Origin of the sequence: Enterobacter sp. K16B (genome assembly GCF_020216105.1) — a bacterium.
Taxonomy (GTDB): domain Bacteria; phylum Pseudomonadota; class Gammaproteobacteria; order Enterobacterales; family Enterobacteriaceae; genus Enterobacter; species Enterobacter sichuanensis.
In genome coordinates this window covers 1-20,247 of sequence record NZ_JAIWJZ010000119.1, presented here as the reverse complement: position 1 = coordinate 20,247, position 20,247 = coordinate 1, and the positions used below count along the sequence as shown (strand labels likewise).

Here is a 20,247-nt window from a genome sequence, read left to right as displayed (position 1 = left end):
CGCGGTTGCCGACGGGTATAAAGTGTTTGCGGTAATTGATGCCTCCGGCACCTACAGCAAAATGGCGCAAGAAGTTACGCTGGCCCGTGCGGTACAGGCGGGCGTTGTACCGATGGACACGGCTGCGGTTGCCGCTGAGATCCAGCGGACATGGAACCGTGAAGATGCGGCAGATTGGGCGGAAGTGTACACGCACATTTTCCCGGCGTATCAGCTGTTGATCGAGAGCTATGGCAAAGCACAGGAAGTGGTAAAAAACAGCTAGCTGCTCGATTCACCGCGTTTTTTCAGCCCCACAGCGTAAAACCCGTGGAGCTTATGTTTGCCATAACCGTGATAGCCGTAATTCTCTGTAGTCGCTCCCTGTGGCCCCAACGCGGCGGCGATTGAGCCGCGCCATGGCATATTCACAGGAGAAGACATTACAGAGTAGCAAGGAACATAAAGCGAACGGAATAACTTCCACAGCTGTATGTTCCTAACCCCAAGGGGAAGGCATCAGACCGCACTATTTCTCCGACGACGCCTGCCAAAGATTCAACTCCCCATCTGCAACATGCCGATCAATTCTTTCCAGCTCATCCGGGCTAAAGTGCAGATTATCCAGCGCCCGCACGTTCTCCTCTATCTGCTCCGGGCGGCTTGCGCCGATGAGTACGGACGTCACGCGTTCATCTTTCAGCAGCCAGCTCAGCGCCATCTGTGCCATTGTCTGACCGCGCGCCTGCGCCATCTCATTCAGCAAGCGCAGGCTGTTCAGATTGGCTTCGGTCAGCATCTTCTGCGTCAGTCCGCGCACTTTGTTTCCTTCGCGCTGCATGCGTGAACCGTCAGGAATACCGTTCAGGTATTTTCCGGTGAGCAGCCCCTGTGCCAGCGGGGTAAAGGCGATACAGCCCGTCCCGTTTTTCTCAAGCGTATCCAGCAGGCCAGTATGATCGACCCAGCGGTTGAGCAGGTTATAGGAGGGCTGATGAATAAGCAGCGGGATTTTCCACTCGTGAAGCAGGTCAGCCATTTTCCGGGTGCGCTCGGTTGAATAGGACGAAATTCCGACGTACAGCGCTTTACCGCTCTGCACGGCATGGGCCAGCGCAGCGGCAGTCTCTTCCATCGGCGTGTTTTCATCCACCCGGTGGGAGTAGAAAATGTCCACATACTCCACGCCCATCCGCTTCAGGCTTTGGTCGAGACTGGCGAGCAGATACTTGCGCGAACCGCCCGAACCGTAAGGCCCCGGCCACATGTCGTAACCCGCCTTGGTGGAGATAATCAGCTCGTCGCGATACGCGGCGAAATCCTCACGCAGCAGACGGCCAAAATTTTCTTCCGCACTGCCCGCCGGTGGGCCGTAGTTGTTGGCGAGATCGAAATGGGTAATGCCGAGGTCGAAGGCTTTGCGCAGCAGCGCGCGCTGGGCATCAAGAGGCTGTACGTGGCCGAAGCTATGCCACAGCCCCAGCGACAGCGCAGGAAGGCGCAGGCCGCTCTTGCCACAGTGGCGGTAGAGCATCGTTTCATAGCGGGCAGCGTCAGGGTACCAGGTCATGATGTCTCCTTTTCTTATCGATAATTTTTTTGAAACGTCGTTTTCATTCTGAACTTATCACATCGCTCCTCGCGAAGATAAGGGTTAACGGTGGCTGTGTGACCAGTGAAGCCACGCTAATTAAAAATGATCACAAAACGTTATAATTTCCCTCTTTCCTGCCGATAACGAGAGAAGCACTCGCCTCTGGGCGAATTCACCCTCACGGCAAGGAAGACTTATGAATATGCTCCGTAATTTCACAATACGTTTCGTCATGCTGACGATCCTCGGGATCTTTTGTGTAATGTGGGCGGGGGTTGGGCTGTACAGCACCTGGTCCCTTTCCCGCGTTTCCGATGGCAATGACGTGGACCGCCAGCTGGTTAAACAGATGACGGTACTCAGCCAGGGTAACGATCAGTATTTCCGCTTCGTGACCCGTCTGAGCCGCGCAATGGAAGTCAAAGCCGCAGGCGGCACGCCGGATCTGGCCTCTGCCCAACAGGCGCTGGATAACATGGGCAAGAAACTGGCCGAGATGAAAGCCATCTCCCCAGGCCCGATGGATGAGCAGGTCTCATCCCGGGTGATTGGCGCCTGGCAGGCGCTGCTCGAACAGGGGGTGACCCCGCAAATGCAGCAGGCGAAACAGGGCGCGCTGGACGGCTATCGTCAGCAGGCGAATAATGTCACCCCCCCGCTGAGCCGCGCGTTTGGTGCGGCGGCTGAGGCATTCAACACTGCCGCCGCGACGTCGCTCGACAGCACCCGTGTGGTGGTGGACGGCCTGACCAGCATGACCCGGACGGTGATTATCGTCGCCACGATTATCGGCCTGCTGATCCTCCTCTTCACCGACCGTTATCTGGTGGCAATGCTTGTCAAACCGCTGGATCGCATTCGCCAGCAGTTCCGCCAGATTGCCCAGGGCGATCTCAGCCAGCCTATTGAGCCGTTTGGCCGCAACTGTGTGGGACAGCTGGTGCCGCTGCTGAGCGCCATGCAGGATAGCCTGCGCGAAGCGGTCAGCACCATCCGCTCCGGCAGTGAGAATATCTGGCGTGGGGCGACGGAGATTTCCAGCGGTAACAACGATCTCTCTTCCCGTACCGAAGAACAGGCGGCGGCGCTGGAAGAGACAGCGGCCAGCATGGAGCAACTGACCGCCACGGTGAAACTGAACGCCGAAAGCGCGCGTCAGGCGAGCCAGCTGGCCGATGTGGCCTCGACCACCGCCAGCCGCGGCGGCTCGCTGGTGGAAGAGGTGGTCACCACCATGAGCGGGATCTCGGAAAGCTCGAAGAAAATTGCGGAAATCACCAACGTCATTAACAGCATCGCCTTCCAGACCAATATCCTGGCGCTTAACGCCGCGGTTGAAGCGGCGCGCGCGGGCGAGCAGGGGCGTGGTTTTGCCGTGGTAGCTGGCGAAGTCCGCAATCTGGCCAGCCGCAGCGCCAACGCGGCGAAAGAGATTGAGGGGCTGATTGCCGATTCGGTTTCCCGCGTGGAGCAGGGGGCGCAGCTGGTGAGCGACACGGGCACGACCATGGATGCGATTTTGCGTGACGTGACAGAGGTCACCACCATCATGAAGCAGATTGCGTCGGCTTCAGAGGAGCAAAGCAAAGGCATTTCTCAGGTCGGTATCGCCATCACCCAGATGGACGGTGTTACCCAGCAAAACGCCTCGCTGGTGGAAGAGGTTTCCGCGGCGGCGGCGGCGCTTGAGCGCCAGACCGAAGATCTCCAGCGTTCGGTGCAGAAGTTCCGCCTGACGGCTTAACGCGCAAAGGCCGCCCTGTGCGGCCTTTCTTTTCACGCGGGTGTGTTTAACCCTGCTGATGCAATTCGGGAAATCGGGTATCCCGTTGCAGATGCCACTTCGGCGATACGCTTAAATGAGGGATTACCGTTTGGTGAAAGTGATTTGTAGAGTGATTCGCGGGAAATACCTGCACGTTTTGCAATGACAGTCATCCCGCCCGAGGCTTCAATCACATGACGTAAAGCCAGCATGAACGCCTCATAACCTCCGGGCTCGTCAATTTCTATAAAAGCCTGATGAAGATATACGGGCGCGAAATCCGGAGAATCTTTCAGGAGTTGTACCATTGCGTCATCATGGAGTACTGATTTAGCCATTCCGATTTCCTCTTATATCCTGCGCTTGTAGTCGTTGAGGTACTCAACGGCTCTTTCTATATCTGCATTTTGCTTTTTTTTCGTTCCAGTCAATAGCACCAGGCTTACTGCGCCATCTGCCGGATCGGAGACTTCGCTGAAATAGACTCGGTAACCCGGCCCCTGGTTAATTCTGAGCTCTGAAACGCTCTCTCTGCATGGTTTACAATCACCATAGTTACCCGTTGACATTCTGGCGACACGCGTAGCAATCATGGCTTTTGCTATGGGATCTTTCACACTTCTCAGATATGCATCAAACGGGTCGTACCCATCAGCTGTGATGTAGTGTTTAACCTTAGCCATTATTGTAGCCTGTAGTTTACGATAAGCAAATGCATTGTAATCTTCAGGCTACGACAGGCAACGGTTTACAGGGTTGTGACAGTGGGGAAGATGTGATTTCTGAAAGCGGATCGCAAAAATACGAAACCGTTGTGTGCGGTCTTTCTCAGCCTCTTACTCAGGAATGCGGCAGCAGGCTAAGCGCCTGTTTAACCGCCGCCTGCAAACGTGATTCCGGCACTCCGTCCCGGGCCTGCACCGACAAACCATGTAAAAAGACGGCAAAATAGTCTCCCAGACTCTCGGCATCGGTCGACGCCGGCAATTCACCGTTACGCACTGCCAGATGGAGACGGTCGATGATCTGCTGTGTACGCTGCAGTCGATGCTGTGCCAGCCAGGTTTTGATCGTCTCATTTTCCGCACTGACGCTGGCAGCCGAGGCCACCACCATACATCCTTGCGGCAATTCCGGATGGCAGTACAGGTGAACCGCATCCATTAACAGCGTCTGGAGGGTATCCCGCACGCTGCTCCCGGCGGCTAAGGCCCGATCCGCAAAACCGCCTTCCTGTTTTTCGTAATCGGCGATAGCTTCCCGAAAGAGCTGTTCTTTTGAACCGAACGCCTTGTAAATACGTGCCGATGCAATCCCCAGCTCTGCCACCAGGTCCGACATTGAGGTGCCTTCATAACCCTGTCGCCAGAACAGGTTACGCGCTTTGATAAGCGCCTGGTCACGATCGAACTGGCGCGGTCTGCCTGCCATTTTGTTGCTCCGGTTGGTCCTGAATTCTGTGCAACAGGATCGCCTAAATCATCTGGATTACCAACGAATTTATAATTTTCGCTTGCGGTTATCCGGCTTTACTCCTATTGATTGTCAATCGACAAACAATAGGAGTATACGATGAAAACCCTTAAAGGTCCCTCTCTCCATCTGGCTCAGTTCAGCGATGATGCGGCCCCCTTTAATAATTTGCCCGCGATCGCCCGGTGGGCGGCGCAAACGGGTTTTAGCGCTCTGCAAATTCCGGCATGGGACCGCCGTCTCTTCGACGTGGCGACGGCGGCAGAAAGCCAGACCTACTGCGACGATCTGACCGGTATGCTGGCAGAGCATGGCCTGGTGATAAGTGAACTGACCAGCCATATTTTTGGCCAACTGATGGCGGTACATCCTGCTTACGACAGCTTATGCGACAGCTTTGCGCCGCCAGAAGTACACGGCAACGCACAAGCCCGCGGCGAATGGGCGCGGCAGCAGCTGCTCCTGGCGGTCAAGGCCTCTGCCCGGCTTGGTCTCAGCGATCTGGGTACCTTCTCTGGCTCGCTGGCGTGGCCCTATCTGTTCCCGTTCCCGCAGCGTCCGGAAGGGTTAATTGAAACCGCCTTTGACGAGCTGGCCAGACGCTGGATGCCGGTGCTCAACGCCTGTGACGAGCAGGGCATAAACCTCTGCTATGAGATCCACCCGAGTGAAGATCTGCATGATGGGATAACGTTTGAAATGTTTTATCAGCGGGTGAAAGAACATCCCCGCTGCCGGATACTTTTCGACCCCAGCCACATGGTGCTCCAGCAGCTTAACTACCTGGAGTTCATTGATATCTATAAGGACCTGATCAACATGTTCCACGTCAAAGACGCTGAATTTAATCCGACCGGCCGTCAGGGGATTTATGGTGGCTATCAGTCATGGGTTGATCGTGCAGGACGTTTTCGCTCATTGGGTGACGGTCAGGTGGATTTCAGGGCTATTTTCTCGAAGCTGACCCAATACGATTATGCCGGCTGGGCAACCCTCGAGTGGGAATGCTGTCTGAAAAATCCGCTGGACGGTGCCAGAGAAGGGGCTGCGTTCATCCGCGACCATATTATTCACATCACCGACAAAGTCTTCGATGATTTCGCCGGTGCGCCGGTGAACCCTCAGCAAATCAACGCTTTACTCGGCATTCGCTAAGCCACGACATTTCAGGGAGTCCCCATGGAACAACAATACGGTGAGATCGCGCATGCGGATCTCAGGGCAGAACACGTCTATACGAAAGTGAACGGACAGCGCATCCATTGCGTCGTGGCGGGAGAAGGTCAACCGGTATTACTGATACCGGGCTGGCCGCAGACCTGGTATACCTGGCGCTATGTCATGCGCGCGCTGGCAGCGGCAGGTTTTAAGGCTATCGCGGTTGATCCACCAGGCATGGGGGAATCAGACAAACCGCGCGACGGCTATGACACCGGACGCGTTGGTGCCACGCTGCATACGATGATGGCGCAACTGGGGCATTCACATTACAGCATCGTGGGCCACGATATCGGCATGTGGGTGGGTTATGCCATGGCGAGCGATTTTCCACAGGCGATAGAACGGCTTGTGCTGACAGAAGCGGTTATCCCTGGACTGGCACCGCCACCGCCGATTTTTGTTGCACCGGAAGAGAATATCTTTCTCTGGCACTTCATGTTCAATCAGCTGGCGGATTTACCCGAAACCCTGACCAGCGGGCGCGAATCACAGTATCTCAGCTATATTTTTGACCGCTGGTCGCATCGCCGTGAACGGGTCGCAGCAGAGGTGTATATCACCGCCTATTCGACGCCCGGCGGGCTGCGTGCGGGTTTCGACTATTATCGCGCTATCCCGGAGACCATCCGGCAGAACCAGCGTCGCGCGCAAACGCCTTTAACCATGCCGGTGTTAACGGTGGGGGCCGAACATGCCACGCGCGATGCACCGCTGATAACCCTGCAGGGCAATGCCCGTGATCTGCGTGGTGAGACGGTGGCCGATTGCGGGCATTTTATTACCGAAGAGTGTCACGAGGCGTTTATTGGGCTGATCGTGCCATTCCTCTCGGAGGATGCACATCATGCCGCTTGATAAACATATAGCTGATTTTCTGGCTGCGTCATCGGGCGCGCCGCAGCCGGCGTCATTAGCCGAACTGCGTGTCGCCACCGACGTGGATTTGCTGCGGCTACAGGGCGAGGAGGAAACGGGGGGCGCCATTCAACATCACGTTGTGATTGCCGATGATGGCTACGAGATTGAACTTCGCGTCTATACCCCTGCCGCCTCGAAGGCAGAAATCGCGCAGCCTGCAATGCTGTTTGCTCATGGCGGCGGATGGTGCCTGGGGTCGTTGTCGCTGTACGATCGACCCTGTCAGGCATTGGCGAATGCTACTGGCCGGAAAATACTCTCCGTGGATTACCGTCTGGCGCCGGAGTTCCCCTTCCCGAGGCCGTTAGAAGACGTTTATCAGGCATTGTGCTGGGCCAGTGAACAGGCCGCGCTTCTGGGTATTGATGCCACTCGTCTGGCGGTGGGCGGCGACAGTGCAGGCGGAAACCTCGCTGCAGCGACAACGCTGCTGGCCCGGGATCGCGGCGGACCTCATATAGAGCATCAGTTGCTGCTCTACCCGGCGTTAAGTCGCGATATGTCGACCGAAAGCTATTGTGAATTTGCTGAAGGTTATTTTTTAACGCGTGATGCGATGGCGTTTTGCTGGGAAAACTATCTGGGAGACCGTCGTCATCCTTATGCCGAGCCGCTGCGTATGCCCTCGCTGAGGGGGGTACCGCCAGCAACCATCCTGATTTGTGAGTATGATCCCCTGCGCGATGAGGCTGAAGCGTATGCGCGGCGGCTTGAGGAGGCGGGGGTGCCAGTACGCTGTGAACGGCTGCCGGGCATGGTGCATGCCTGTATTCATATGACAGGGTTAACGCCTGCCGCGCGTCGGTTGTTTGAACGGGCTCGTATATAGTTCAGGGTGGGGCTTCGTTTTCCAAACGTGGCGCTTGATTTGCTGGCTATCGAGCCTTCCGGGTAAGAGACCTCTGGAGGCGGAATGCTTTCCAGCCCAGAGCGGGTGGAAAGGTCACCCAGGCAATGATCAGGATAATGAGGGAACTCATGCTCCCGGAAAGAATGTGTGTCCGGCTACCCGCGATGAGGGTGACCAGCATAACCAGAACCAGCGCGACCGTGAGCCATACCGAAACCTGGAAGCGCCGTGAGAGCGCATCGATGAGATGCTGCAGGGTGCCTCCGGCTGCTGAGAGTCGGGCCTGTAAATTGTCTACTTCGCTTTGGCTGAAACCTGCCTCAAGCAAGTCTTTCTCACTGATAGCCATCACGTCCTCCCTAATCAGGCGAAAGTATACTGTATTAAAACAATAATGAGAGAAGACAAAAAACCCAGCGTAATAGCTGGGTTTCTTCATCATGCCGGTTCGAAAGGCAGAACTATGGTGTTTATCAGTGCGTCGCTTCACCGATCAGCGCGCCGGAACCGGCGCCGACAGCCGCGCCTTTCAGCACGCTATTGCCCGTCACGGCAGCTGCGCCAGCACCCACAACAGCACCAACGGCACCGCCTTTACGTGCGGCTTTGCCTTTGTCGCCGTTTTTGAACATGGCACCGGTGCCTGCGCCCACCACGGCACCGCCAACGGTTGATTTCAGATCTTTACCCGTGGCCGCGCCAATTGCCGCGCCTGCTACCGCGCCAGCGGCGGTCTTGTCGATAGCCATTCCCGAGGCGGAAAAAATGAGGGCGCTGATAACCAGCGTTGTTTTAATCAGTTTCATAACAGATCCTTTGTGACTGCTGTCGGTTGATACGTCATTTCTCACCGTCTGGCGGAAGAAACACGCCCGGATAGTGCCAGCAATACCGGCCCAACCTTTAGGCTAATCATGCCCTGAACAGGGATCTGTTCTGCCGGGCGGTAAACCGCCCGGCCAGTCGTCATGCCTGACGCTTGTCTTCGGTATTCGTATCAAAGTCACTCGCCGCATGGCGTTCATGGAGCTGCTCGTTCAGCTCGCCGCTGGTGCGGTTCACGATACGTCCACGCTTCACGGCATGGCGGTTTGCCACGTCTTTCGCCCAGCGCTGCACGTTGGTGTACTTCTCTGCGTCCAGGAACTCGGCGGCGTTATAGACGCTACCCAGCGCCACGCAGCCGAACCATGGCCAGATCGCCATATCCGCAATGGTGTACTCCTCACCTGCGACGTAACGACCGCGCGCCAGCTGTTTATCCAGCACGTCGAACAGGCGTTTGGCTTCCATCGTGAAGCGGTCGATCGCGTACTCAATCTTCACCGGGGCATAGTTGTAGAAGTGGCCAAAACCACCGCCGAGGAACGGCGCCGCGCCCTGAAGCCAGAACAGCCAGTTCAACGTCTCGGTGCGTCCCGCCGGATCTTTTGGCAGGAAGTGACCAAATTTCTCTGCCAGATAGAGCAGGATATGGCCGGATTCAAATACGCGCGTTGGCGGGTTCGTGGAGTGGTCGCGAAGCGCTGGTATTTTCGAGTTCGGGTTCACTTCAACGAAGCCGCTGGAGAACTGATCGCCCTCGCCGATGCGGATCAACCACGCGTCGTACTCCGCGCCCGTCACGCCCAGCGCCAGCAGCTCTTCGAGCATGATGGTGACTTTCTGGCCGTTAGGTGTCCCCAGTGAGTAGAGCTGCAGCGGGTGAGAGCCGACAGGCAGATCTTTCTCATGCGTTGCGCCGGAAATGGGACGGTTGATATTGGCGAATGCGCCGCCGTTGTTCTTTTTCCATTCCCACACTTTGGGTGGCTGATAGGTGTTGTCTGACATGTTGGCCTGCCTTTTTTGTGATGTGTTGAGGCAGTGTAGCAGGAGATTTGTGAAGCGTTTAACGAACTGAGCGTAATCGATCTGCCGCTATTCCTTCCGGCGCTTATATATAACAAATCCGGCATAAGCTTAATCGAAAATCGCATTTTCATAATTAATGCGTAAACAGATAAAGCTGCATATGATGCTTCAACATAAATAAAAGATGCAGTCATAAACACTTTATAAGGCAAGGAGTTAGTGAGATGCGTAAGCTTCTGTTATCGGCCGTGGTCGTTTCGCTCGCGTTAGGCCTGGCGGGCTGTGATGATGCGAAAAATAAAGAGACAAATACGCCCCCCGCGGCAAAAAACGATGCGCCAAAAGAGGGCGGTTCGCTTATTATCGGCATAACCTCCGGCGACCCGCTAGCCGTTAATCCGCTCTATGCCAGTGACCGCACAACGTTAACCATCATGCAGGCGCTGTATGCTCCGCTGTACAGCTTTAATAACGGCAAAATTGAGTGGGGCCTGGCGGAAAGCCTGACGCCTTCTGCCGATAACCTGAGCTACACCCTCACGTTAAAACCCAACCTGAAATGGCAGGACGGGCAGCCGCTGACGGCGGACGACGTGGTCTTTACGTTCAATAAGCTGCTGGATGCCAAACAGCACAGCTTCTTCCGCAGCATGTTCACCTACGGCGATAAGCCGGTGCAGGTAAGCAAGGTTGACGACCGCACCGTTAAATTCACCTTACCGCAGGTCAGTGCGGCTTTTACCGGCACCCTGGTGCAGATCTACCCGATCCCGCAGCACGTGTTCGCCGGTGAAGGCGATCTGGAAAAGAGCAGCAAAAACGATGCGCCGGTGGGCTCCGGGCCGTTTAAATTTAAAGAGTACCGCGCCGGACAGTATTACGCCCTGACCCGTTTTGACGATTACTGGAACGGCAAAGCGAAGCTTGATTCCGTGACTTACCGTTTCGCCAAAGACAGCAATGCCGCGAATCTTGCCCTGCAAAACGGTGAAATCAACCTCAAGATGGTGGACCCGCAGGATGTGAACCGCCTGAAAAATACCGGTAAGTTTGACTTCGTGGTCTATCCGGAAGGGCGTCTGGCCTACATGACCTTCAACCAGAACGTGCCGGTGATGAAGAGCAAGGCGCTGCGTCAGGCCATTGCTTACGCCATCAACAAAGATGAGCTGACCCAGACCGCGTTTACCTCGCTGGACTACGCCAAACCGGCGACCTCGTTCCTGACGCCAGATACGCTTTACAAGACGGACGATGTTGAACAGTACAAATTCGATCTGCAAAAAGCCAAAGATCTGCTTAAAGCGTCCGGCGCGCCGGACAACCTCAGGCTGCGCCTGGCGTATGTGAACACCAACAAAACCCAGGAGAGTATGGCGCTCTACATTCAGCAGGCGCTGAAGGGCATTGGGGTGAACGTGGAGCTGATGCCGCTGGACTCTAACGCCATGTCTCAGCGTAGTCTCGACATGAACAACACTGCCTGGGAGCTGAACCTGGGCGGCTACATCATGGGTTCAGAGCCGGACGGTTACAAATCACTGTTCATGAGCAACGAGGCCTATAACTACGCGCATTATAAAAACCCTCAGTTCGATGCCCTGTGGGATAAAGGCGCCGTGGAAACCGACGCCGCGAAACGGGCTGATATCTACAAGCAAATTCAGCAGACCGTGGCAAACGACATGACCTACTACCCGATTGCCTATACCAATGCGACCGTCGCGGTGGACAAGCGCTTCGGCGGCACCCAGGAAGCAGAGCCGAAACCGGTCTACCTGTTCCAGGATCTGTCAAAAATCTATCAGAAATAAGTCATTGCCCCGGCCGTCAGGCCGGGGTCTGAGTAAGGGCATGTCGTGAACACACTTCTCACGCGTCGGCTGCTGCAACTGTTCCCGATGCTGTTCTTTATTTCACTGGTGGCATTTTTGCTGGTCAAACTCGCCCCCGGCGATCCGGTGGCGGCGTACATCACGCCGCGTATGGCTCCGGAAGATATCGAACGTATTCGCCAGAGCCTGGGGCTGGATAAGCCGCTGGTTACGCAGTACGTCCTGTGGCTGAAAAACGTCCTGCAGGGCGATCTCGGCTATTCGCTTATCTACCACCGCCCGGTGCTGGAGATGATCGGCGAACGCATTCCGGCCACGCTGGGGCTGATGGGGGCGTCGCTGCTGCTGGCGATCGTACTGGCTATTCCGCTCGGCCTGCTGGCGGGAGCATTTAAGCACCGCTGGCTGGATCACGTGCTGAACCTGTTCGCCTATATCGGCATCTCGGTGCCGATTTTCTGGTTCGGCATTTTGCTTATCACTGTCTTTGCCGTGCAGCTTAACTGGTTCCCCAGCATGGGGATGCGCACCATCGGCATGGAAGACAGCGCGCTGGATGTCTTGCGTCACGGCGTGCTGCCGTGCATTGCGCTGACGTTCTACAATCTCTCCAGCTACGTGCGCTACATCCGCTCCAACACCATCTCGCAACTCTCCGCCGACTACGTACAGACCCAGCTGGCCTACGGCGCGACGCGCGCCAGTATTCTGTTCCGCCACGTGCTGAAAAACGTGCTGCTGCCGGTAATTACCCTGTTTGGCCTGTCGTTCGGGGAGCTGATTGTAGGGGCCTATGTGACGGAGAGCGTCTTTTCCTGGCCGGGGATGGGGCTGCTCGGGATCCAGTCGATCGCCTCGCTGGACTACCCGCTGATCATGGCGATCATCATGCTTTCGTCGATGATGCTGATCGTCGGCAACCTGATCGCCGATCTGCTTTATCGCTTCGCCGATCCCCGCATTCGTACGCTGAGGTAACCCGGATGAGCAGACGCTGGCAGCAGGTTCGTCACCAGCTGCGCCGCAACCGTCCGGCGCAGTTCTCTCTGTTTGTGCTTTTTATTTTCGTTGTCGCCGCGCTTTGCGCCGGCTTAAGTCCGTACGATCCGGATCGGATGGCGCTCGGCGCACGCACGCTACCGCCGGATGCCGCGCACTGGTTCGGTACCGATGAATACGGACGCGATTACTTCACCCGTGCGCTGTATGGCGGCCAGATCTCGTTAATGGTCGGTTTTCTCGCCATGCTCTTCTCCACGCTTATCGGCACGGTGGTGGGAACGGTGAGCGGCTATTTTGGCGGCTGGCTGGATAACCTGATGATGCGCGCCGTGGATATCCTGATGGCCATTCCGGCCTTCTTCCTGCTGCTGGTGGTGAATGCATACCTCAAGCCGGGCGTGGATAACATCATCCTGATCATCAGCCTGCTGACGTGGATGAACATGTCGCGTCTGGTGCGTGCCGAAACACTGTCGGTGAAAGAGCGCGAGTATGTGCTCTATGCCCGCGCGTCGGGAGAACATCCGCTGCGAATTATCGTGCGCCACATTATTCCCGGCGTGCTGCCGACCATTATCGTGGCCGCCACGCTCAATATCGCCTCGGCGATTTTGATGGAATCAACGCTCAGCTTCTTAGGGCTGGGCGTGCAGGCCCCTGCGGCGTCGTGGGGAAGTATGCTGAACAACGCGCAGTCTTATATTGGCGAAGCGTCGTGGCTGGCAATGTTCCCCGGTATTTTGATCCTGCTGACGGTGTTCAGCTTTAACGTGCTGGGCGATGTGTTCCGTACCGCCTTTGAGCCGGGAGCCAGTCGCGATGAGTAGCTTATTAGAACTCGATGACCTGCATACCACGTTCCGCACCCGGGAGGGGGAAATGCATGCGGTGCGCGGCGTGAGCTTTCAGGTTCAGCCGGGAGAACTGGTGGGTATCGTTGGCGAATCGGGCTGCGGCAAGAGCGTCACCTGTAAGTCGATTATCCAGCTTCTCGGGAGCAACGGCCGGATAACGGGCGGCAGCATCCGCTTTCAGAACGAGGACCTGGCGCAGAAAACCCCGGCGCAGATGCGCGACATTCGCGGCAACGAGATCGCGATGATTTTCCAGGATCCGATGACCGCCCTCAACCCGGTGCTGACCATCGGCAAGCAGATGGCGGAGATCCTGATGCGCAATAAAGGGCTCAGTAAAAAAGCGGCTAAAGCGGCGGCGATCGCCATGCTGCAACAGGTGGGCATTGCTGAGGCGGAACGCCGGTACGACCAGTATCCCCACGAGTTCAGCGGCGGGATGCGCCAGCGGGTGATGATCGCCATTGCGCTTTCCTGTAATCCGAAGCTTCTTATTGCTGATGAACCGACCACCGCGCTGGACGTGACTATTCAGGCGCAGATCCTGCGCCTGCTGAAAAGCCTGCAGCAGCAGACCCAAACCGCGATTTTGCTGATCACCCACGATCTCGGCGTGGTGGCGCAGGTCTGCAGCCGCGTGGTGGTGATGTACGGCGGGCTGGTGATGGAGGAGGGGAACGTGGAGGACATTTTTTATCGCCCTGCGCATCCTTACACCCAGGGGCTGCTGGCTTCGCTGCCGCGTCCGGATGAGGAGAACCAACGGCTGTCGCCGATAGAAGGTTCGCCGCCTGGTCTGCTTAACCCGCCGCCGGGTTGCCCGTTCGCCGAACGCTGTCCGAAGCGTATGCCGCAGTGTGAGCGGCAGCCCGCGTTTTATTCCGCCGGAGAGGGCCATCGCGCCGCCTGCTGGCTATGGGCCGACAAGGAGATTCAGGCATGAGTGAACAACAGACACCTTTAGTGCGCGTACGGGACCTGCACAAACACTATCAGCTTAACGGCGGTTTGCTGCGTAAAGGCGTGGCCGTGAAAGCGGTCGATGGCGTGAGCTTTGATATCCAGCCCGGCGAGACGTTTGGCCTGGTTGGGGAGTCCGGCTGCGGGAAATCGACCCTCGGGCGCGCCATTCTGCGTCTTTTCGATATCACCTCGGGCGAGATCCACTTTGCCGGACAGGCGATCGCCCACGCCCGTGAAAAAGAGCTGAAGCCGCTGCGTAAAAGAATGCAGGCGATTTTTCAGGATCCCTGGTCCTCGCTCAATCCGGGGATGACCGTGCGACAGCTGGTGGCCGAGCCGATGCAAATCCACGGCTACAGCCGGGAAGCGCAGCAGGAACGTACGGAAACGCTGCTCTATAAAGTCGGGCTGAAGCAGGAACACCTTGAACGGTTCCCGCACGAGTTCAGCGGCGGGCAGCGCCAGCGCATCAGTATTGCCCGCGCGTTGTCCGTGAATCCGGAGTTTGTGCTGTGCGATGAACCGCTCTCGGCGCTGGACGTCTCGGTGCAGGCGCAGGTGGTGAATATTCTGCAGGACCTGCAGCAGGAGCTGGGGCTGACCTATCTGTTTATCGCCCACGATCTCTCCATGGTGCGCCATATCTCGAGCCGAATTGGGGTGATGTATCTCGGTAAGCTGGTGGAGGTGGCCCCGGCGAATGCGCTGTATCAGCATCCGGCGCACCCTTACACCCGCGCGCTGCTGGCGGCGGTTCCCCGTCCCGACCCGCGCATTCGTCACCTCGACGAAGCTACCCTGCGCGGCGATATTCCAGGCCCCACCTCCGCGCTGCCTGGCTGTAAGTTCTGCAGCCGCTGCCCGCATGCCATGCCGGTTTGCCAGACGCAGGAGCCGGCGATGCAGGAGATTGCGCCAGGGCATTTTGCAGCATGCTGGTTGTTTAACGTGTAATTAATGCGCCACGCAGGTGTATGATAAATCCTCCTCTGTCAGGTTAATTACAACGTGCAGACGACGACAACCCTTAAAAAATTGCCGCCTGCCTGTTTTAGGTTGGATACATGCGTAAAGGAACGTTAAGCAGTGATGCGCCATTCGGGACATTGTTAGGCTATGCGCCCGGTGGCGTGGCGATTTACTCTTCAAATTACGGCAGTCTGGACCCGCGAAATTACCCGGAAGATGCGGATTTCCGCAGCTATATTGGCAACGAATACATGGGCCACAAATGGCAGTGCGTTGAGTTCGCCCGCCGTTTTCTGTTTCTCAACTATGGCTTTGTGTTTACCGATGTCGGCATGGCGTGGGAGATCTTCTCTCTGCGCTTTTTGCGTCAGGTGGTGAACGATAACATTCTGCCCCTTCAGGCCTTTGCCAACGGCTCGAAGCGCGCGCCGCGCGCCGGGGCGCTGCTGATCTGGCAAAAGGGCGGCGAGTTTCACGAGACCGGCCACGTGGCGGTGATCACCCAGCTTCTGGACGATAAGGTGCGTATCGCGGAGCAGAACGTCATTCACGCGCCGCTGCCGCTCGGGCAGCAGTGGACGCGCGAGCTGCGCCTCTGTGTTGAGAACGGCAGTTACACGATCCACGACACCTTTACTGACACCGAAATCCTCGGCTGGATGATCCAGACTGACGACACAGAACACAGCATTCCGCAGCCGGAAATCGACGGCGAACTGCTGAAAATCAGCGGTGCGCGGCTGAAAAACAGACGCCAGTTCGACGGGAAGTGGCTCAACGAAAATGACCCCTTGCAACAGGCCTATATCCGCGCCAATGGTCACTTTATCAATAAAGATCCCTGCCAGTACTTCACCATTACCGAAAGCGCCGAGCAGGAGCTGATTAAAGCCACCAACGAGCTGCACCTGATGTACCTGCACGCGACCGATAAGGTGCTGAAAGATGACAACTTACTGGCGCTTTTCGACATACCGAAAATCCTCTGGCCGCGCCTGCGCCTCTCCTGGCAGTGGCGCCGCCACCATATGATCACCGGTCGTATGGATTTCTGCATGGATGAGCGCGGGATTAAGGTGTATGAGTACAACGCCGACTCCGCCTCCTGCCACACGGAGGGCGGGCTGATCCTCGAAGAGTGGGTCAAAAACGGCTATCGCGGCAACGGGCACAACCCGGCGGAAGGATTGCTGGAAGAGCTGACCGGCGCATGGAAACACAGCCACGCGCGTCCGTTCGTGCATATCATGCAGGACAACGATGTCGAAGAGGACTATCACGCGCTCTTTATCCAGCGCTCACTGCTGCAGGCCGGGTTTGAAACGAAAATTCTGCACGGTCTTGGCGCCCTGAGCTGGGATGCCGCCGGGCAGTTGATTGACGACGAAGGCCGCCACGTCAACTGCGTGTGGAAAACCTGGGCGTGGGAGACGGCGATAGAGCAGATCCGCGAGGTGAGTGAAACCGAGTATGCCGCGGTACCGATTCGCACCGGCCACCCGGCTGGGGAAGTACGGCTGATTGACGTCCTGCTGCGCCCGGAAGTGCTGGTCTTCGAACCGCTGTGGACGGTGATCCCCGGCAACAAGGCGATCCTCCCCGTGCTGTGGCAATTGTTCCCGAACCACCGCTACCTGCTCGATACTGATTTTGAGGTCAACGATTTGCTGAAACAGACCGGCTATGCCGTTAAGCCCATCGCCGGGCGCTGCGGCAGCAATATCGATCTGATTAGCGCTGAGGATGAGCTGCTGGACAAATCCAGCGGCAAGTTTGTTGACCGCAAAAATATCTACCAGCAGCTGTGGTGCCTGCCAAACGTTGATGGCAAGCATATTCAGGTTTGCACCTTTACTGTGGGCGGAAACTACGGCGGAACCTGTCTGCGCGGCGATGACTCGCTGGTGGTGAAAAAAGAGAGTGATATTGAGCCGCTGATTGTGGTGAAGGACAAATAATTCACACCCGCTATAACAAAGCCGCCGCAGGGTATCCTGCGGGGCTTGTTGTTATTATTCTTCCTCTTCCTGCTGCCCGCTGACTTTTAAATCAATAATCCGGCCAATCTGGTCATGATAGACCGTCAGCAGGTTGTACTGGCTCATCTCAGAGATGATTTGCGGTGAGACATTAAAGCTGCGGGCAAGCTCCTCCTCCGGCAAATAACCCGGCTGACGCCGTCTCACCTGAGCCCGGCGGCGGTTGTACTGATACCACAAAATCAGCAGCCAGCCGTTGAGCGCGGCGAACAGTAAATAGATCAACACCGTATTAAAGGACGCAACGATCGCGCCCCAGCGGTAGTCGCTCTCATCGGTTAGCTGCATCCAGAGTCGGGCGTACAGGAAAAAGAAAAACCCTCCCCACGCGACCAGCGTTAACGCGGCATCAAAAAGACGCGGCAAGAGCCGATGTTCAGTCAAAATTAAGGTATTTTCGTTCATTGCAGGCTTCCTTTTCCCCGGTCCGGACTGATCCAGCGCGCGCGGGCACGCTGGCGTTTAAGCATCACTTTTGGAAAGGCGACGAGGGTAGTGAACAGGCCAATCATCCAGTACACCATCGGGAACCAAATCACCCAGAAAAGCGCGCTGGCCACGTTTCGCTCATAGTGCCGCTCGATGTACAGGCTGACCAGGAATTGCAGCAGACACATGACCCCCAGCAGCAGCCCGGTAAACGCCGGGGGAAAGAGGCTTTCGACGGTCAGGTTCGCGGGAAGCGGGGCGACATAGCTGAAGACGAACAGCAGCACCGTTACCGCATACGCGAAGGCCCACAGCGTTGACAGCGCGTACTCCATAAACAGCGGCCACATGCGGTGGTGCTCCCAGCGCACGATCTTACGCAGGTTGACCAGAAACACCTCAGCACCGCCCTGGGCCCAGCGCAGACGCTGTTTCCACAGGCCCTTCAGCGTCTCCGGCATCAAAATCCAGCACAGCGCCCGCGGCTCGAAAAAAATATCCCAGTGGCGCAACTGGAGCTTCCAGCTGATGTCGATGTCCTCGGTGATCATGTCCGGGCTCCAGTACCCGACATCCGCCAGCGCCTGCCGGCGAAAGGCGGCGATGACGCCGGAGACGGTAAAGACCCGACCGTAAATCCGCTGCGTCCGCTTGATGAGCCCAATGATGGAGGAGAACTCGCCCACCTGTATGCGGCCAATCAGCGTGGAGCGCGTGCGAATACGCGGGTTGCCGGTCACCGCCCCGACATGGGGGTACTGGATCAGCGGCGCCACCAGATAAGCCGCGGTATCGCGATCGAGCAGCGCGTGGCCGTCAATACAGACCAGCAGATCGCCCCGGGCCGCCGCCGCCCCGGCTTTGAGCGCCAGCGCTTTGCCCTGATTTTCCGCGAGGTTGATCACCCGCAGGCGCGGCTGTTCCAGCGCCAGCTCCTGCAGCACCTGCGCAGTGTTGTCAGACGAGCCGTCGTTGATGGCGATCACTTCTATATTCTCATACCGCTGAGCCAGCGCGGCGCTGATGGTCTCTCTGGCGTTCCTTTCCTCATTGAAACAGGGGATCAGAATGGAAATGAGCGGCTCGCCGGCGAGCGTGGGGGCCGGTGTGTCGTGATCCCATGACCAGTGTCGTTCAAGCTGAAACCAGAAATAGAGCCCGCCGGTTATCCAGAGCACGGACATAAACAGCGGCCAGAAGAAGACAAAATCCAGAATCAGTTCGCCGGTAAAGAGGGCGGCCACGCCTAACGGCAACCCGAATACCAGACATAAAATAGAGAAGGCGATAAGGCGATCAGTCATTGTCAGGGTACCAGTACGATGAAAATTCAGGCCTGATACGGGAAATATCAGGTTGGTTATTGAGAAAGTCGTCGGGGTAGTAGCCGTAGTTTTTAATGCCGTTCAGCTGGAGCACCTGCATCCACGCCACAAGCTGGCTATCGGAAACGGCACGGGGCGGTTTCTGCCCCCAGTCCCTGGCCTGCAGCTCAAAAATGGTTTTATTGCGCGCGCCGGGGCGTTCGGCGACGGCCTTAACCAGACGCGTCAGCCAGGCATTGCTCTCGTCGACCGGGACGGACTCCATCAGCGGCATGGCCATCGGCACCGTCCAGTCATACTCCGCCAGAAAGTCATCGAGATTCTGCGCAAACCACGCCTCGCTTTCGGGCTGCAGGATGGGTAAGGCAAACAGATTACGGGCGGTTTGTATCTGCGGACCGCGAATGTGCTTCACCGCCAGGCCGAGGGCGTGGGTAAAGCCGATAAGCAGTTGGCTCTTCTGGCGAGTCGTGTCCTGCCCGGCGTCGTCCACGTCCGTCAGTACCGCATCGTCATGAAACAGGATCCCATTGAAGCTGGCATAGCGGGCCAGATCCTCATAGATGTCCGTCACCTGCTGACGCACCTGCGGATCCCACGGGGAGAGCCGGATATAAGGCTCGGTGGCGTCGCTTAACCGGCCGGTTTGCCGATCCCGGCGCTGGACGCGCGGCAGGGAAGGGGAGAGATCGAACGAGAGTACCGGCATCCATGCGAAGACTTTTACCCCCGCGCGGGTTTGCAGCTGCCAGGAGACGAAATTAAACAGATCGGCCCGGACCGGAAGCCGTCGGTTGGGGAAATAGAGCGCCTTGATCCTGCCATCGCCCTGCGGATCGGCAAACGCCTGCAGGAAAACATGGCTGATTTTCATGTCGTAAACCCGCTGGATCAGCCGGTTGATATTTTGGGTCTGCTGAGCCGGGTTGGGATCGTAAACGTAGTCGAGATCGACATGCATGACGCGCACCGGTTCAGGCTCCTGAACCTGGCTAACCGTGCTGGCAAAGGCTTTGAGCGAGGGATTCCCGGCGATCAGCAGACGGGGAATGCTGCCGAGATTGCGCACATCACCCAGCCCGTCCTCAAGGGTAAAGGCCAGCTGATAGCCCTGTTTTTTGGCAATTTCGAGCGACGTGCCGTTGGCGGCACCATAGGGCCAGACCCAGGCACGCGG

The 20,247-nt window shown here is 57.1% G+C and carries 20 protein-coding genes and 1 pseudogene; 11 read left to right on the top strand and 10 right to left on the bottom strand.

Features of this window, described 5'->3' with window-relative positions; all coding sequences use genetic code 11:
* A pseudogene (locus LDK53_RS19205) lies at window positions 1–265 on the top strand (hydrolase); the annotation flags it as partial.
* Window positions 266–508: 243 nt separating this feature from the next.
* Here LDK53_RS19205 and LDK53_RS19200 read toward each other — a convergent pair.
* A complete protein-coding gene (locus tag LDK53_RS19200) occupies window positions 509–1,549 on the bottom strand; it encodes an aldo/keto reductase (RefSeq protein WP_225287831.1) in 1,041 nt (346 codons plus the stop codon).
* Between the two features lie 220 nt (window positions 1,550–1,769).
* Between LDK53_RS19200 and LDK53_RS19195 the strand changes: the two genes are divergently transcribed.
* Window positions 1,770–3,317, top strand: coding sequence for a methyl-accepting chemotaxis protein (locus tag LDK53_RS19195; protein ID WP_025759773.1), 1,548 nt, complete (start codon window positions 1,770–1,772; stop codon window positions 3,315–3,317).
* A gap of 32 nt (window positions 3,318–3,349) precedes the next feature.
* On the opposite strand, the gene LDK53_RS19190 is transcribed toward LDK53_RS19195, so the two are convergent.
* The 3 genes from LDK53_RS19190 to LDK53_RS19180 form a co-directional block, all read right to left on the bottom strand.
* Complete coding sequence (locus LDK53_RS19190; RefSeq protein WP_032672665.1) at window positions 3,350–3,676, bottom strand: DNA-binding protein; 327 nt, start codon at window positions 3,674–3,676, stop codon at window positions 3,350–3,352.
* 12 nt (window positions 3,677–3,688) lie between these two features.
* Window positions 3,689–4,021 carry a type II toxin-antitoxin system RelE/ParE family toxin gene (locus LDK53_RS19185; RefSeq protein ID WP_025759776.1) on the bottom strand — a complete coding sequence of 111 codons (333 nt, stop codon included), beginning with the start codon at window positions 4,019–4,021 and terminating at the stop codon, window positions 3,689–3,691.
* 157 nt (window positions 4,022–4,178) lie between these two features.
* Entirely contained in the window at window positions 4,179–4,769 is a 591-nt protein-coding gene (locus tag LDK53_RS19180) for a TetR/AcrR family transcriptional regulator (RefSeq protein ID WP_095442083.1), read from the bottom strand.
* 141 nt (window positions 4,770–4,910) lie between these two features.
* Here LDK53_RS19180 and LDK53_RS19175 point away from each other — a divergent pair, with 141 nt between their 5' ends.
* Genes LDK53_RS19175 through LDK53_RS19165 form a run of 3 tightly spaced genes read left to right on the top strand, consistent with a single transcriptional unit; the run spans window position 4,911 to window position 7,779 of the window.
* A complete protein-coding gene (locus LDK53_RS19175) occupies window positions 4,911–5,966 on the top strand; it encodes a sugar phosphate isomerase/epimerase family protein (RefSeq protein ID WP_045286659.1) in 1,056 nt (351 codons plus the stop codon).
* A 24-nt stretch (window positions 5,967–5,990) separates the two neighbouring features.
* The gene (locus tag LDK53_RS19170; protein WP_025759780.1) at window positions 5,991–6,887 is read left to right on the top strand and encodes an alpha/beta fold hydrolase; all 897 of its coding nucleotides are present in this window, start codon (window positions 5,991–5,993) and stop codon (window positions 6,885–6,887) included.
* Window positions 6,877–7,779 (top strand): alpha/beta hydrolase, encoded by a 903-nt coding sequence (locus LDK53_RS19165; protein WP_225287830.1) that lies wholly within the window; start codon window positions 6,877–6,879, stop codon window positions 7,777–7,779. The genes LDK53_RS19170 and LDK53_RS19165 overlap by 11 nt, the downstream gene beginning before the upstream one ends.
* A 46-nt stretch (window positions 7,780–7,825) precedes the next feature.
* Here the strand turns inward: LDK53_RS19165 and LDK53_RS19160 are convergent, their stop codons facing one another.
* From LDK53_RS19160 to yghU, 3 genes are all read right to left on the bottom strand, one after another.
* Window positions 7,826–8,149, bottom strand: coding sequence for a hypothetical protein (locus LDK53_RS19160; protein WP_225287829.1), 324 nt, complete (start codon window positions 8,147–8,149; stop codon window positions 7,826–7,828).
* A 124-nt stretch (window positions 8,150–8,273) separates the two neighbouring features.
* On the bottom strand, window positions 8,274–8,606 hold the full coding sequence (locus LDK53_RS19155; protein ID WP_045286656.1) for a glycine zipper domain-containing protein: 333 nt from the start codon (window positions 8,604–8,606) through the stop codon (window positions 8,274–8,276).
* Between the two features lie 160 nt (window positions 8,607–8,766).
* On the bottom strand, window positions 8,767–9,633 hold the full coding sequence (gene yghU, locus LDK53_RS19150) for a glutathione-dependent disulfide-bond oxidoreductase (protein ID WP_059384918.1): 867 nt from the start codon (window positions 9,631–9,633) through the stop codon (window positions 8,767–8,769).
* Window positions 9,634–9,878: 245 nt separating this feature from the next.
* Here yghU and LDK53_RS19145 point away from each other — a divergent pair, with 245 nt between their 5' ends.
* The 6 genes from LDK53_RS19145 (at window position 9,879) to gss (ending at window position 17,235) form a co-directional block, all read left to right on the top strand.
* Entirely contained in the window at window positions 9,879–11,468 is a 1,590-nt protein-coding gene (locus tag LDK53_RS19145) for an ABC transporter substrate-binding protein (RefSeq protein WP_025759786.1), read from the top strand.
* Between the two features lie 45 nt (window positions 11,469–11,513).
* On the top strand, window positions 11,514–12,467 hold the full coding sequence (locus LDK53_RS19140; protein WP_225287828.1) for an ABC transporter permease: 954 nt from the start codon (window positions 11,514–11,516) through the stop codon (window positions 12,465–12,467).
* A gap of 5 nt (window positions 12,468–12,472) precedes the next feature.
* On the top strand, window positions 12,473–13,318 hold the full coding sequence (locus tag LDK53_RS19135; protein WP_025759790.1) for an ABC transporter permease: 846 nt from the start codon (window positions 12,473–12,475) through the stop codon (window positions 13,316–13,318).
* Window positions 13,311–14,288, top strand: a complete 978-nt coding sequence (locus tag LDK53_RS19130; protein WP_225287827.1) for an ABC transporter ATP-binding protein — start codon at window positions 13,311–13,313, stop codon at window positions 14,286–14,288. Before LDK53_RS19135 ends, LDK53_RS19130 begins: the two co-directional genes overlap by 8 nt.
* Window positions 14,285–15,262, top strand: a complete 978-nt coding sequence (locus LDK53_RS19125) for an ABC transporter ATP-binding protein (RefSeq protein WP_225287826.1) — start codon at window positions 14,285–14,287, stop codon at window positions 15,260–15,262. The genes LDK53_RS19130 and LDK53_RS19125 overlap by 4 nt, the downstream gene beginning before the upstream one ends.
* A 110-nt stretch (window positions 15,263–15,372) precedes the next feature.
* On the top strand, window positions 15,373–17,235 hold the full coding sequence (gene gss, locus LDK53_RS19120; protein WP_059384922.1) for a bifunctional glutathionylspermidine amidase/synthase: 1,863 nt from the start codon (window positions 15,373–15,375) through the stop codon (window positions 17,233–17,235).
* 54 nt (window positions 17,236–17,289) lie between these two features.
* Here the strand turns inward: gss and pgaD are convergent, their stop codons facing one another.
* From pgaD to pgaB, 3 genes are all read right to left on the bottom strand, one after another.
* The gene (gene pgaD / locus LDK53_RS19115; protein WP_047959459.1) at window positions 17,290–17,721 is read right to left on the bottom strand and encodes a poly-beta-1,6-N-acetyl-D-glucosamine biosynthesis protein PgaD; all 432 of its coding nucleotides are present in this window, start codon (window positions 17,719–17,721) and stop codon (window positions 17,290–17,292) included.
* Window positions 17,718–19,049 carry a poly-beta-1,6-N-acetyl-D-glucosamine synthase gene (pgaC, locus tag LDK53_RS19110; protein WP_225287825.1) on the bottom strand — a complete coding sequence of 444 codons (1,332 nt, stop codon included), beginning with the start codon at window positions 19,047–19,049 and terminating at the stop codon, window positions 17,718–17,720. Before pgaC ends, pgaD begins: the two co-directional genes overlap by 4 nt.
* Window positions 19,042–20,247: poly-beta-1,6-N-acetyl-D-glucosamine N-deacetylase PgaB (gene pgaB / locus LDK53_RS19105; protein ID WP_225287824.1), on the bottom strand; the 1,206-nt coding region annotated here is incomplete at its 5' end. The genes pgaC and pgaB, both read right to left, overlap by 8 nt.

Bases quoted from the DNA above. Each gene is read 5' to 3' on its own strand.
- LDK53_RS19200 (WP_225287831.1), bottom strand. From the start codon at position 1,549: ATGACCTGGTACCCTGACGCTGCCCGCTATGAAACGATGCTCTACCGC.
- LDK53_RS19195 (WP_025759773.1), top strand. From the start codon at position 1,770: ATGAATATGCTCCGTAATTTCACAATACGTTTCGTCATGCTGACGATC.
- LDK53_RS19190 (WP_032672665.1), bottom strand. From the start codon at position 3,676: ATGGCTAAATCAGTACTCCATGATGACGCAATGGTACAACTCCTGAAA.
- LDK53_RS19185 (WP_025759776.1), bottom strand. From the start codon at position 4,021: ATGGCTAAGGTTAAACACTACATCACAGCTGATGGGTACGACCCGTTT.
- LDK53_RS19180 (WP_095442083.1), bottom strand. From the start codon at position 4,769: ATGGCAGGCAGACCGCGCCAGTTCGATCGTGACCAGGCGCTTATCAAA.
- LDK53_RS19175 (WP_045286659.1), top strand. From the start codon at position 4,911: ATGAAAACCCTTAAAGGTCCCTCTCTCCATCTGGCTCAGTTCAGCGAT.
- LDK53_RS19170 (WP_025759780.1), top strand. From the start codon at position 5,991: ATGGAACAACAATACGGTGAGATCGCGCATGCGGATCTCAGGGCAGAA.
- LDK53_RS19165 (WP_225287830.1), top strand. From the start codon at position 6,877: ATGCCGCTTGATAAACATATAGCTGATTTTCTGGCTGCGTCATCGGGC.
- LDK53_RS19160 (WP_225287829.1), bottom strand. From the start codon at position 8,149: ATGGCTATCAGTGAGAAAGACTTGCTTGAGGCAGGTTTCAGCCAAAGC.
- LDK53_RS19155 (WP_045286656.1), bottom strand. From the start codon at position 8,606: ATGAAACTGATTAAAACAACGCTGGTTATCAGCGCCCTCATTTTTTCC.
- yghU (WP_059384918.1), bottom strand. From the start codon at position 9,633: ATGTCAGACAACACCTATCAGCCACCCAAAGTGTGGGAATGGAAAAAG.
- LDK53_RS19145 (WP_025759786.1), top strand. From the start codon at position 9,879: ATGCGTAAGCTTCTGTTATCGGCCGTGGTCGTTTCGCTCGCGTTAGGC.
- LDK53_RS19135 (WP_025759790.1), top strand. From the start codon at position 12,473: ATGAGCAGACGCTGGCAGCAGGTTCGTCACCAGCTGCGCCGCAACCGT.
- LDK53_RS19130 (WP_225287827.1), top strand. From the start codon at position 13,311: ATGAGTAGCTTATTAGAACTCGATGACCTGCATACCACGTTCCGCACC.
- LDK53_RS19125 (WP_225287826.1), top strand. From the start codon at position 14,285: ATGAGTGAACAACAGACACCTTTAGTGCGCGTACGGGACCTGCACAAA.
- gss (WP_059384922.1), top strand. From the start codon at position 15,373: ATGCGTAAAGGAACGTTAAGCAGTGATGCGCCATTCGGGACATTGTTA.
- pgaD (WP_047959459.1), bottom strand. From the start codon at position 17,721: ATGAACGAAAATACCTTAATTTTGACTGAACATCGGCTCTTGCCGCGT.
- pgaC (WP_225287825.1), bottom strand. From the start codon at position 19,049: ATGACTGATCGCCTTATCGCCTTCTCTATTTTATGTCTGGTATTCGGG.